Source organism: Nonomuraea sp. NEAU-A123, assembly GCF_018603905.1.
Lineage (GTDB): Bacteria > Actinomycetota > Actinomycetes > Streptosporangiales > Streptosporangiaceae > Nonomuraea.
This window is the reverse complement of sequence record NZ_JAHFZZ010000007.1, coordinates 571,030-584,181: the sequence shown is the minus strand read 5'-3', so window position 1 is coordinate 584,181 and position 13,152 is coordinate 571,030. Positions and strand designations below refer to the sequence as shown.

Here is a 13,152-nt window from a genome sequence, read left to right as displayed (position 1 = left end):
AAAGATTGCTAAAGGTTAGCGTAAGCTGACCTGCATGGACATCGACCCCCGCCGGCTGCGTGTCCTGCATGAGGTCGCCCGTCGCGGCGGCGTCATGCGCGCGGCCGAAGCCCTGTTCCTGACGCCGTCGGCCGTCTCCCAGCAGCTCGCCCAGCTCGAACGCGAGGTGGGCCTCGCCCTCATCGACCGCTCGCAGCGCCGCGTCTCGCTCACCCCGGCGGGCCGGGTGCTCGCCGGATACGCCGAACGCGTCGAGGACGAGCTGGCCGAGGCCCGGCGTGAGCTCACCCGCTTCACCGAACGGCTGGCCGGACCGGTGCGGATCGCCGCCTTCCCGACGGCGATCAAGCACCTGCTGCTGCCCGCCATGCGCGACCTCGCCGCCCGCCACCCCAAGATCATCCCAGTCATCCACGAGGTGTACGGGCCGCCCGCGCTGCAGGAGTTGCGGCTGGGGGCCGTGGACGTGCTGATCACCGAGCAGGACATGAGCCTGCCGGTGCTGGCGCAGCCGTCGCTGGCCACCCGTGCCCTCTACGTGGACGAGTACCGCATCGTGGTGCCGCCCGGCTGGCCCGAACCGCGTACGGTCGCCGACCTGGCGGAGCTGCCGTGGGTGGCGAGCGAACCCGAGCAGGCCTGCGGCCAGGCGCTCGACCGGCTCGCCGGGCTGCATGGGTTCGAGCCGCGCAAGGTGCACGTCATCACCGAGTTCGATCCCACGCTGGCGCTGGTGACGGCCGGGTACGGGGTGGCGATCGTGCCGTCGCTCGCCCTGCTCGACGTGCCGGAGGGGGAGGTGCGGGTGAGCGAAGTGCGGGACGTGGGGTCGCGGCGGTTGGATGCCGTCACGCGGGTCAGCCGTACGAGATCGGGAGAGCCGGATCCGGTGCAGGCGGTCGTGATCGGCGCGATCGAGGACGCCACCGCCGCGCTCGACGCCAACCTGGTCGGCCACCTCATCGGTCACCCCGTCGGCCATCCCGTCGGCCATCCCCAGACCACCGCCCGGCCGCTCGACTCGTAGCGACCCGGCCTGGCCGCTTGGCACGTAGCGGCCCGGCCGTCGTCAGTCGGCGACCTGTGGGCCGTTCACCCTCTCCAACAGGCGGGCCAGGCGCTCGCGCAGCCCCGGACGTTGCGGCAGCTCGCCCGCGGCCATGCTGACCAGGTGCTGGGCGCCGTCGAAGGTGATCGGCCCGAGCCGCGGCACGGCGATCGCGTCGTGCGCCAGCCCCTTCAGCGCCGTGTCGCCCCCCTCCAACGCCAAGATCGTCGCCCCCGTACGGCGGGCGTCATCGACCCGTTCGAGCAGCGGCTCGGGCGCCTCCTGCTCGGCCACCACGAACAGCGTCTCGCCCCGCCCCGCCTGCTGGATCCGGTCGAGCCCGACCCGCAGATGGGCCGGGCCGTCCGTGCGCGGTGCCCAGCGGACCAGCGTGGGGGCGAGCTGCGGCAGGTCGGACAGCCGGGCCTCGTCCGAGAGGTGCGCGGTGAGATGCCACGGCTCGCCGTCGGGTGTGCCCACCAGCAGCAGGCCGCCGGGCGAGCGGGTGGTCCGCAGCGCCATGCCGAGCTCGCGGGTGCGCTCCACCCAGCCGGTCTCGGCGAGGAGTTCGCGCAGAAAGGTCACCGAACCAGCGTCCATCCGTCCATGGTGCCCGACGCTCGCGGTTGAGTTCACCGTTTCCCGGCGGCCCGGTGATGCGGTGGTGGCCAGTGTTATGTGGCGTGGGAGGCAGTCTGAGACCGGCTCGGGATCGCTGATATTTCGGGCCTTGACATGGGGTTACCGACGGGTAACGATCGGCTCGCGGCGCCGCCTTCCCATGAGTGAACCCCACGGAGAGGGGTGGCACATGAGGTTACGTGTCCGCGTCAGCCTGTCCATGATCATCGTACTGATCGCGTCCTTCGTCGCGACCCAGCCGGCCCACGCGGCCGCGGCGGGGGACGTGGTCACCGCCCAGCCCACCACCGTCTACCTGCTGCCGGGCAAGCTGCTCGAAGTCCCGGTGAACGCCTGGCACCTGCTCTACCGCTCGACCTCCGCCACCGGCTCGCTGAACGCCGTGTCCGGCACCCTGCTCGTACCCAAGGCGAGCTACCCGCTGGGCAAGCGCCCGATCATCGGGTACGCGACCGGCACTCACGGCCTCGGCGACCAGTGCGCGCCCTCGGTCAGTATGAGTCAGGGCGGTGAGGCCGAGCTCGCGCTGGTCAGTCTGTTCCTGCTCAAGGGGTTCGCGGTGGCCATCACCGACTACGAGGGCCTCGGCACGCCCGGCGTGCACACGTACATGGCCGGGATCTCGCAGGGTCACGCCGTACTGGACTCGATCAGGGCCGCGACGCGGGTGTCGGGCTCGGGCCTGTCCACCGGCGGGCCCGTCGCGGTGATGGGCTACTCGCAGGGCGGCGCGTCGGCCGCCTGGGCCGCCCAGCTCCAGCCGTCGTACGCGTCGGAGCTGAAGCTCAAGGGCGTGGCCGCGGGCGGAGTCCCCGCCGACCTGCGCGCGGTGGCGACCCACCTCGACGGCGATGCCAATTTCGGCCTGGCCGCCGCGGCCGGGATCGGCTTGGACGCCGCCTATCCGGAGCTCAACATTCAAGCCGACCTCAACGACCGGGGGCGCGCCCTGCTCGCGGACGCCGCCGATGATTGTGTGGGCGACCTGGAGGGCAAGCTGGCCGGTCTTCGGTTCTCCGACCTGAGTTCCGTGGATCTGATGAACCAGCCCAAGTGGCTGGCTCGGCTCAATGAGAACCGGCTCGGGGCGATCGCGCCGCGGGTGCCGATGTTCATCTACCACGCTCAGGGGGATGAGATCATTCCGCAGGCGATCTCGGCCACGTTGCGTTCGGAGTACTGCCGGGCGGGGGTCAACGTGCGGTGGGTGTCACTTCCAGCGCCCAGTCATGTGACGGGGGCTGTTGAGGGTGGGCCGCTGGCCATCGAGTGGCTCGGGCTTCGCGTCCTCGGGTTGCCGGCGCTCGGCAACTGCTAGATCTCACCGGGCTCGGCGCGTACCCCTCCATCCTGCGCCGGGCCCGGTGCCCCTTCCACGGCACCGGCCAGGAGCGTGACCAGCTCGTTGACGATCGGGGGACGGGCGCCGGGTCTGCTGACGGCGAGGATCTCCCGGTGGAGCGGAGCGACCCCGGGTGGTAGAACGACCCTCTCGATTCCGGCGTCGTGTCCTGCGCCGAGGATCGTGGCCGGGATCAGGCCCACCGCCAGGCCGGCTCGGATCATGGCGAGCATGCTGTGCAGGTCCTCGGTCTCCAGTGTCACCTGGGGCGCGATCCCGAGCTCTCCGGCCCAGCGGAGCAGCAGACGCCGGTCGGGATTGTGCGCGTGGCCGGAGACCCACTCCCGTTCCAGGCATTCGGCCAGCTCCACCGGGTGTCGGCGCCCCGGCTCGGCACCCGTGACCAGGACCAGCGGTTCGCGCCCCAGGACGGTGATCGTCAACGCCTCGGACGGGGCCGGTGGGTCCTCTGGCAGGTAGCGGTAGGCGACGAGCAGGTCCATGTCCCCCGACTTCACCCTCGGCACCCCTTCCTCCGTCTCCACGACGATGAGACGGATCCGGGGACCCGGGCGGCGAGCCCTGAGCGTGGACAGGACCTCCGGGAGCAGGTAGGTCATGGCGCTGGGGTAGGTCCCGACGCGCAGTTCGGCGATCTCGCGGTTCGCGATGCCGTTGGCGGTGTCCTGGAACCGCGCGGTCGCATCGAAAAGCGTCTCGGTCGCCTGGGCGAGGGACCGGCCGGCCGCGGTGAGGATCAGCCGACTACCGGGGCGGCGGACGATCAGTTCGATGCCCATGTCGCGTTCCAGTGCGGCGATGTGCTGGGACACCGCCGAGGGCACGTAGCCGAGCGCCGCCGCGGCCTCGGCCATCGAGCCCTGGCGCACCACGGCCAGGAAGGTGGCCAGGAGCTTCAGATCCGGCTGAGACTTCATGGATTATGAACTTTCTCTTCGAGATCCATCGCTTTACGTGGTCGCGAGGTCGACGCCAGAGTAAAGGCACCCCGACGCGCCCGGACAGAAAGTGGAAACTATGGCCATCGACCTCACCGCCCTCCGGGCCCATTTCCCCTCCCTCGAGACCGGCCTCGCCTACTTCGACGGGCCGGCCGGAACGCAGACCCCCCGCCCCGTCGCGGACGCCATCGCCGCGACGCTGACCGGCCCCCTGTCCAACCGGGGAACCATCAGCCCGTCCGAGCTCAACGCCGAGCGCGCCGTCGCGGACTTCCGCGCCGCCTACGCCGACCTGCTCCACATGCCCGCGAACGGCATCGTCCACGGCCGCAGCGCCACCCAGCTCACCTACGACTTCTCACACCACCTGGCCAAGGGCTGGAAAGCCGGCGACGAGATCATCCTCAGCCGTCTGGACCACGACGCCAACGTCCGTCCCTGGATCCAGGCGGCCGAGCGCGCCGGAGTGACGGTCCGCTGGATCGAGATCGACGCCGACACCACGGAGCTGGACCTCGACTCGTACGACCGGGCCCTCTCACCGCGCACCAGGCTGGTCGCGGTCACGGCGGCCTCCAACGTGCTGGGCACCAAGCCACCCGTCCGCCGGATCGCCGACCGGGCCCACGAAGTCGGCGCCCTGGTGTACGTGGACGGAGTCCACTACGCCGCGCACCACCTCGTGGACGTGCCCGCCCTCGGAGCCGATCTGTTCGTCTGCTCGCCGTACAAGTTCCTGGGACCGCACTGCGGCGTACTAGCGGCAGCACCCGAGTTCCTCGAAACCCTGCGCCCGGACAAGCTCGTGCCGTCCCCTGACACCGTGCCGGAGCGTTTCGAGTTCGGCACGCTCCCCTACGAGATCCTGGCGGGCGCCACCGCCGCCGTCGACTTCCTGGCGGCTATGGACCCGGGTACGGGGACCTCGCGCAGGGAGCGGCTGACGCGGTCGCTGGGCTCCATGCATGAGCACGAGCAGTCGCTGCGGACGAGACTGCAGGAGGGTCTGCGGGCCTTCGGCGACGCGATCACCCTGCACTCGAACGCCCCCGACCGCACCCCGACGCTCCTCATGACCCTCGAGGACCGCGACGCACGCGAGGCCCAGGCACGCTTGGCCGCGCGCGACGTGGTGGCAGTGGCCGGGTCGTTCTACGCCCACGAGCCCTTCACCGCGCTGAAGCTCAAGGACCCCGCCGTGCGAGTGGGTCTGGCACCGTACAACACCGCCGATGACGTGGACCGGCTCCTCGATGGCCTCGCCGCTTTCCTCTGACTCAAAGAACTCCGCCACCGTGTAAGCGACACGACCTGCGCAGCACGATCTCTGTCGACACAACCGCGCACAGAGCCGATACCGAGCCCCAGACACTCACCTACGCAGGCGCGGGTCCGTCGGCATGGTCCTCGACAGTGAGCTGATCGAAGGCTGGAGGAGACCGCCGAACTGGCGAAGCGTTCAGGATGGGCGGAATGAGCGGCGGTCAGAACGACGTGCCGCCCGCCGGTCGCGGACGGCGGGCGGCACATCATGGATCGATGACAGGTCATGCCACCTGGCAGGCGGCTCCGTTGAGGGTGAAAGAGGTGGGGGCGGCGGTGTTGCCGGTGTGAGTGGCCTGGAAGCCGATGGTGGTGGAGCCGCCCGGCGCGAGGTTGCTGTTCCAGGCGGCGTTGGTGGCGGTGACCTGGCCGCTGGTCGGCGCGTACGACGCGCTCCAGCCGTTGGTGATGGTCTGGCCGCTGGGCAGGCTGAACACCAGCCGCCAGCCGCTGGTCGCCGAGCTGCCGGTGTTGATGATCGTGATGTTGGCGGTGAATCCGGTGTTCCAGGTGTTCATCACGTACGCCACGCGGCACGAGCCTGACGGCGTGGGCGTGATCGTCGGGGTGACGGTCGGGGTGACGGTCGGGGTGACGGTCGGGGTGACGGTCGGGGTGACGGTCGGGGTGACGGTCGGGGTGACGGTCGGGGTGGGGCCGCCGTAGATGGTGGCCTCCTTGGCGGTGGCCTTGATGCCGTTGGCGCCGTTGAAGATCCGCTGGCCCCAGGTGGTGAGCTGGTTGGGGTTGAAGCCGGTCGCCATGTCCAGGATCGGGTCGGTGTTGCCGCTCCAGGACCAGCCGAGGTAGCCGAGCCCTCGGGACACCGCCTCGGACAGCAATGTTTCGTGATCGACCTCGCTGGCGCTGAACCGCCAGCCGAACTCGCCGATGACCAGCGGCCACCCGTTGGTCTGGAACCGGTTGAGGTAGTCGGTGATCGCCGTGGCGGTGTTGAACACGGCGTACATGTGGATGGACAGCACCGTGTTCCGCTGGCTGTCGGCGTTCAGGATCGTCTGGGCGTTGTCTCGCATGATGTACTGCCAGTCCTGGCCCCAGTTCGGGGCGTCGACCATGAGCAGGTGCTCGAAGCCGTTGCTGCGCATCTTCTGGATGGCGGCGGTGGTCGCGCTGGTCCACTGGCCGGCGTTGGTGTTGCCGATCGGCTCGTTGCCGATGTTGATGACGACGTAGCTCTCCTGGCCCACGAGTGTGCTCTTCTGGCTGATCCAGTAGTTGACCGCCTCGTCCAGCGTCGCGGCCGCGCCGTCCTCTCCGTACCCGGTGGTGTCGTGCACCTCCAGGACACAGATCAGCCGATTCTGCTTGCACAGGGAGATCACGTTCGCGACGTCGGTGGACGGACCCCACCGCTTGCCGCTGCCCAGCACCACCCGCACGGTGTTGGCCCCGAGCGCCTTGATGTTGGCGAATGAACTGGTCTGGTTCGTGTACCAGACATGGGGGTGGTTGACCCCGCGCATGATGAGCTTCTGGCCGTTGGCCTCGACGATGTTCGTACCGCTGATGTGGAGCCCCACAGCCGCATGCGCAGGCTGGATGGCGGTGAACATGACGGCGCACAACGATACGGCCACGGCGACGAACGCCGCGCCGACCGAGGCAAGCCACGGCTTCGATCTCATCTCGAATCTCCTCGCTGACCTTCGCAACGGTCGGCAGATCAGGGCCTCCTGAAACGCACCCAGAATGTACGCAGAGCCGCTGCACCCGTACAGCTGTTGCCACACCGCCCCGCCAAGGCCGACAAAGCCCAGCCCAGCCCCTCTAACCGTTAAGCGGCCTGCCAAGCTGGTCAAATCTGCCTAAAGTACGGTGAGAACGACGGCCCCTGCGGCTCGCCGGGACTCACGTGACCATGAAAGTTCCACACCCGCTAGGCGGCAGAAATGGTCGGGAAGCCGAGATCGTGGATCTCGGGTGCTGCACTACTCCTCGGTCTGGAGGTTCGCTCGTGTGACGTCCGCGAGCAGTGCGGCTGCCCAGAGAAATACCTTGGGGTCGCCGAGACCTGAGTCGGTGAGCCATTGAGCGGCCCGGCGCGCGTCCTGCTCGTCCTGGATCAGCCCCCAGCGTCCCAGCTGGACACCGGTGGCCCGGTGGACGTCGGCGACGAGGCCTCCCAAGCAGGTCCAGGTGTGCCAGCACCCGCTGTCGAAGCCGACCAGCTCGAACCCCAACCGCTGGCTGCCGGGGTAGGGGAACTTCTCGTGCCGGGCCAGCCGTTCCGGGAGGCTCCCGGCCGATGTGTCCCAGCCGCCGTCGGCGATATCGGCCAGCAGCCCGGGAACATCGGCAGTGGCGAATCCGACCCCGAGCACGTGCAAGCCCGGCTTGCCCGCCTGATCGCGTGCGATCTCAGCCTCCTGAGGGCTGGCGAACCAGTCGTCCCAGCCACTGGGATCTACTGGCACCAGGTCCACTATGCAGTCGCTCAGCGACACCAGATCAGGACCAGGAAGGCCGACGTCCTGCCAGTCCTGCCGATCAGCGGGCCAGTGGAGCAACAACCAGTCCGGTGTGGTGGGGGCGGGCTGGGACCTGAGTTCCGGGTTCATCGAGCGGCGTTACCGGCGCTGTTATGTCGACAACTTCTACGACGACAACACCGCGGAGTTGATCTGGACCGCCGAGGAGAGGGGGATCGGCGGGGAGGCGTTGTGCTGGGAGTCGCCGGATCAGACCGACGAGGACACCTCCACGAACGACAATTCGCAGTCGGAGCTGGTGCTGTCGGCGGGTGGCCGTTCGGCGCAGATCGTCAAGGACCGCACCGCGGGCGGGTGGAAGACGGTTCCGGACTTCGGCTGGAAGATCGAGCAGGTCACCGGGGGAGCCGACGCCCAGCCGTACTGGAAGATCACCAACTAGGAGGGGCAGGTCTGGCGGTTCGGCTACACCAAGGACGCCCAGTGGCAGGTGCCGTACGTGGGCAACGACTCGGGCGAGCCGTGTTACGACCGCTACCTGGCCAACGACATTCCGCCGACCTGCACCGGCGTGTGGCGGTGGAACCTGGACCAGGAGATCGACCGCAACGAGAACGTGATCGACTACTCCTACACCCGGGAGAGCAACTACTTCTGCCTGCCCTCGTGCGCGCACGAGCTGTATCGGGTGCTGCCCTATGACCGGGGCGGGGCGCTGGCCAAGGTGCAGTGGGGCCACAACACCCAGGTGTCGGGGAGCGTGCCGACCGCGCGTACCACCTTCACCACCGCCGATCGCGGCGGCGTCGACGTGCCAACCGACCTGCAGTGCGCACAGGCAGCCAACTGCAACAACAGCGCGCTCGCGTTCTACTCCACCCGCAAGCTGACCACCGTGCAGACCGAATCACTGAACCCCACCTCGGGAAGCTGGGACCCGGTGGACCGGCTGGACCTGACACAGACCTGGATCTACCAGCGCACCGACTTCGGCCCGGCCGATGACCCAGTGCTGTGGCTGGACAAGGTGCAGCAGACCGGCCAGGCCGCCAGCCCGTCCATCACGCTGCCCTCGCTGGACTTCGACGCGGTGATGCTGGCCGGCAAGATGGACTACGACTCGATGTCGGACTGGACCGACCTGCTGTCATGGCGAATGGTGCCGCGCATCGCCTCCATCGCCAACGGCATGGGCGGCCGCACCGAGGTCAGCTACGGCCAGGCCGACGCGTGCGGTGGCGGCAAGGGCCGCGACGGGTCCAACTATTTCACCGACAAGGTCGGCGACTGCTACGACGTGGACTACGGCGATCCCGACTCCGGTTATGAGAGCTGGTCGCGCTTCTTCAAGCAACTCGCGGTCAAGATCGTCGAACGCGACATGGTCGGCGCATCGCCCGACATGGTGCATCAGTACGAGTTCATCGGCAGCCCGCTCTGGGCCAAGCCGATCCAGTTCGCCGAGCCGGACCAGGCGCCACCGACCTCGGACTGGCGCGGCTACAGCCAGGTCCGCACCATCGACGGCTCCGGCACCGACCCGTCGGCCTACACCGTCACCACCCGCAACTTCCTGCGCGGCACCGGCGGAACCGTCACCGACTTCGACGGCGGCACCGTCGTGGACAAGCCGATCCTGCAGGGCAACGTGCTGCAGGAGCAGTCGTGGAAGATGACCGCGCTCAGCCCCCGCGCCTACACCGAGGTCGACTCGACCCGGTGGGAGTACACGATCCAGACCACCGGCAACGGGCCCGGCACCATGGATCCCGCGCTGGTGTTACAGACCCGCGAGCGAGCGCGGGAGAAGATAACGGGCGGAACCTGGCGCTACACCGACTCCAAGACCGCCTACAACGCCGACGGCCTGCCGATCAAGGTCAACGACTACGGCCAGGACGGCGTCACCACCGACAACACGTGCACCGCCACCAGCTATGCCCGCAACGCCGACACCGGCCAGTGGCTGGTCAACTTCCCCTCCGTCGTGGAGGAACGGTCCGGGGACGACTGCACGGCGGGCGCGCTGATCGGTAAGACGATCAACCTGTACGACCTGGGCACCGACCCGGCGACCAACAAGCCCAGCGACGGCAACCTCACCGAGGTCCGCTCCTACGCAGGCGCCTCCACCATCTCCACTACCAAGGCCACCTTCGACGAGTACGGTCGGCAGCTGACCAGCGTGGACCCGCTCAACAAGACCACCTCGACTACGTACACTCCGCCCGTTGGCTGGCCCAGCACCGGCGTCACCACCACCAACCCGCTCGGCCACACCGTCACCGCCCGGCTTTCGCACCGCCTGGGCGATGCGGTCGCGGTCACTGACGCCAACGCCAAGACCACCGAGATCGACTATGACGCGCTCGGCCGTACCACCGCGTTGTGGAAGCCGGGCCAGCCGCGCAGTGGCGGCACCCCGAGTGCGACCGTGGCCTATGACATTGCTTGGGATGGCTGGTTAGGTCAGCCGACCGCGCCGATCAAGACGACCGTCAAGCAGCTGCTGACCGGCACGAAGTACACCAGTGCCATCAGCTACGAGGACGGTTTGGGGCGGGCTCGCGAGGCGCAGACCGACTCGCCGTCCGGCGGCCGGATCGTCACCGCCACCACCTACGATGCGCGCGGCCTGACCGCTGCGGTCTCCGAGCCGGTGCACAACACCGGCCAGCCGGGCAGCGGGCTGCTCAACCCCGCGCTGACCAGCCTGCCGCAGTGGACCAAGAGCGTTTACGACGACCAGGAACGGCCGGTCGCCACGATCGCCTACCACCTCGATGCCGAGCTGCGCCGCACCAGCACCGCCTACCCCGGCCTGGACCGTACCGAGGTGACACCTCCGGTCGGCGGCAAGACCGCGACCGTCACCGACGTCTTCGACCGCGCGGTGAAGGTCGAGGAGTGGGCCGACGCCAGCACCCACCAGGACAGCAGCTACGGCTACGACCTGAACGACAACCTCACCTCGATGACGGACGCCAACGGCAACGTCCGCACCTTCACCTTCGACTGGCTGGGCCGCCGCACCGCCGCCACCGACCCGGACGCGGGTGCCTCGAGCTACGGCTACGACCTCGCCGGCAGGCTGACGTTCAGCACCAACGGCAAGAACCAGAAGGTCTCCAACAGCTACGACGACCTCGGCCGCCGCACCATCCAATGGGCCGGGGAGGTATCCACCGGCACCAAGCTCGCCGAGTGGAGCTACGACACCGTCGCCAAGGGCCAGCCCAGTGCCGCCACCCGCTACACCGGAGGACAGCCCTACACCCAGACCGTCACGTCGTATGACAGTGACTACCGGCCTACCGCCACCAAGCTCACCATCCCGGCCAGTGAAGGCAACCTTGGCCGCGACTACGCCTTCACCTCTACCTACGACGCCGCCGGGAATCTACGCGAGCAGGGACTGCCCGACGCGGGTGGCCTGGGTGCGGAGAAGCTCACCTTCGCCTACACCGACCTCGGCTTCGCCCAAGGGCTGACCTCCGACCTGGCCGGTGGCTTCACCTACGTCAAGGACACCACCTTCACCCCCACCGGCAAACTCGCCACCCGCTCGCTCGGCGCAAACGGTCAGATCAAACGCGCTCTCGAACGCGACACCGTCACCGACTGGCTCTCCCGCGTCTCCACGCAGGCCAAGGCTGACACCACCACACCCGACACCATCCAGGACGACCGCTACAGCTACAACGTCGGCGGCAACATCACTCGCGTCCTGGACGCCGCCTCGGCCATCCCCGGGACCACCGACGGCCAGTCCGAATGCTTCACCTACGACGGCCTACTCCGGCTGAAGACGGCCTACACCACCACCGCGAGTTCGTGTACCGGCACCGGCGACGCCAAGGGCATCGACCCCTACAGCCAGGCCTACTCCTACGACAAGGTCGGCAACATCACCAGCCTGACCGATAACGGCCAGGCCGCCACCTACACCTATCCCGCCCCCGGCTCCACCGCCGTCCGGCCCAACGCCGTCACCGCCATCACCCGCCCCGCAGGCACCGACACCTATGCCTACGACGCGGCCGGTCAGTTATCGGCGCGCACCGTCGGCGGCAAGCAGGCCACCTTCGACTTCGACCAGCTCGGTCAGCTTGCACAGGCCACCATCGACGGCAAGCAGACCTCGATGGTCTACGACGCCGACGGCGAGCGGCTGATCCGCCGCGACCCTGACGGCAGCACCACCCTGTACCTAGGCCCGATGGAGCTGCGTCTATCCGGCGGTCTGGTCGCCGGCAAGCGCTACTACAGCGCCAGCGACGGATCCCAGATCGCCATGCGTGACGCCGGCGGTGTGACCTGGCTGCTCGCCGGCCAGCACGGCAGCACCCAACTGGCCGTCAACGACGCCACCGGCGCGGTCAGCCGCGAACGCTACACACCCTTCGGCAAGCGCCGCGGCACCGACGACCTGCCCTTCACCGACCGCGGCTTCCTCGGCAAGATCGAAGACGCCTCCACCGACCTCACCTACCTCGGCGCCCGCTACTACGACCCCGCCATCGCCAAACTCATCTCCACCGACCCCGAACTCGACCTCCGGACCCCCGAATGGGCCAACCCCTACAGCTACGCCGCCAACAACCCCGTCGACCAATCCGACCCCGACGGCCGCCGCGTCGACACCGGCAACGCCAAATCCGACAAGACATTCTCCAAGACTCACAAGGCCAGCGGCGCAAAGAAATCAAAGACTTGGACAAAAACGGAGAATAGGAACCGGCGAGCCTACCAGCAGTATCGGAGCAATCAGGATCGGAAGGATCGTGAACAAGCCGCCAGAAGTGCAGCTAGGAAGCGGCAGTCTTCAAAGGAAAAGAATCTCGATAGGGATGCTTATCGGAAATCGCAAATCGAGAAGAATTTCCGGAAATATGGCTGCTCTGAGCCTCCGTGTTCACGTGGAAAAGCTGAACCTGATGGCCTTCTAGGCGAAGGCGAAGGCACTATTGAACTAGCCATCGTCGCAGTGGCATCACGGGGGCGTGCAGAGGCGCCAAAGGGTGGTAGTCCTCGTCCAGGAGGTCGAACCGCAGATGGACCGTCCAGCGCTGCAAATGCTGAGCGCCTCAGGCAGCATCTTGGTCAACTGGAGAAGTACGGCAAAGCTGGATATCGAAAACTGGATAACGGGCGGGTAAGATACTATGGAGAAATAAAGCCCGCAAACAAGCCAGGCGAAATGGTCGGGCGCCGCACTGTCCGCGAATGGGATCCTAGTACGGGCGCAAAGCGGACCTGGCAGGAAACCATAGATGGATCCGGAAGAATCCGCCAGGCTCGACCCGAAGAAAGCATTACGGGCGGAAAGAAGGTACACTATACGTTCGATAAAGACGGAAACTATACTGGGAAGTGGTAGTG

At 67.8% G+C, this 13,152-nt stretch carries 9 protein-coding genes; 5 read left to right on the top strand and 4 right to left on the bottom strand.

Annotated elements, in window-relative coordinates; genetic code table 11:
• Positions 1-34 precede the first annotated feature (34 nt).
• Positions 35-1,027 carry a LysR family transcriptional regulator gene (locus tag KLK06_RS24890; RefSeq protein WP_214637967.1) on the top strand — a complete coding sequence of 331 codons (993 nt, stop codon included), beginning with the start codon at positions 35-37 and terminating at the stop codon, positions 1,025-1,027.
• A 42-nt stretch (positions 1,028-1,069) separates the two neighbouring features.
• On the opposite strand, the gene KLK06_RS24885 is transcribed toward KLK06_RS24890, so the two are convergent.
• The gene (locus KLK06_RS24885) at positions 1,070-1,648 is read right to left on the bottom strand and encodes a hypothetical protein (RefSeq protein WP_214637966.1); all 579 of its coding nucleotides are present in this window, start codon (positions 1,646-1,648) and stop codon (positions 1,070-1,072) included.
• Between the two features lie 211 nt (positions 1,649-1,859).
• Here KLK06_RS24885 and KLK06_RS24880 point away from each other — a divergent pair, with 211 nt between their 5' ends.
• On the top strand, positions 1,860-3,008 hold the full coding sequence (locus tag KLK06_RS24880; protein ID WP_214637965.1) for a lipase family protein: 1,149 nt from the start codon (positions 1,860-1,862) through the stop codon (positions 3,006-3,008).
• Here KLK06_RS24880 and KLK06_RS24875 read toward each other — a convergent pair.
• Positions 3,005-3,970 (bottom strand): LysR family transcriptional regulator, encoded by a 966-nt coding sequence (locus KLK06_RS24875; protein WP_214637964.1) that lies wholly within the window; start codon positions 3,968-3,970, stop codon positions 3,005-3,007. The two genes, KLK06_RS24880 and KLK06_RS24875, sit on opposite strands and share 4 nt — an antisense overlap.
• Before the next feature lie 100 nt (positions 3,971-4,070).
• Between KLK06_RS24875 and KLK06_RS24870 the strand changes: the two genes are divergently transcribed.
• Positions 4,071-5,270: a cysteine desulfurase-like protein gene (locus KLK06_RS24870; RefSeq protein ID WP_214637963.1), complete on the top strand. Its 1,200-nt coding sequence runs from the start codon at positions 4,071-4,073 to the stop codon at positions 5,268-5,270.
• A 271-nt stretch (positions 5,271-5,541) separates the two neighbouring features.
• Here the strand turns inward: KLK06_RS24870 and KLK06_RS24865 are convergent, their stop codons facing one another.
• Both KLK06_RS24865 and KLK06_RS24860 read right to left on the bottom strand, forming a co-directional pair.
• Positions 5,542-6,966, bottom strand: a complete 1,425-nt coding sequence (locus KLK06_RS24865) for a cellulase family glycosylhydrolase (protein WP_214637962.1) — start codon at positions 6,964-6,966, stop codon at positions 5,542-5,544.
• Between the two features lie 303 nt (positions 6,967-7,269).
• Positions 7,270-7,755 (bottom strand): hypothetical protein, encoded by a 486-nt coding sequence (locus KLK06_RS24860; protein WP_214637961.1) that lies wholly within the window; start codon positions 7,753-7,755, stop codon positions 7,270-7,272.
• A gap of 10 nt (positions 7,756-7,765) precedes the next feature.
• On the opposite strand from KLK06_RS24860, the gene KLK06_RS24855 reads away from it, so the two are divergent.
• Positions 7,766-8,212 (top strand): hypothetical protein, encoded by a 447-nt coding sequence (locus KLK06_RS24855; RefSeq protein ID WP_214637960.1) that lies wholly within the window; start codon positions 7,766-7,768, stop codon positions 8,210-8,212.
• A 57-nt stretch (positions 8,213-8,269) separates the two neighbouring features.
• Positions 8,270-13,150: an RHS repeat domain-containing protein gene (locus KLK06_RS61585; RefSeq protein ID WP_214637959.1), complete on the top strand. Its 4,881-nt coding sequence runs from the start codon at positions 8,270-8,272 to the stop codon at positions 13,148-13,150.
• Positions 13,151-13,152 lie beyond the last annotated feature (2 nt).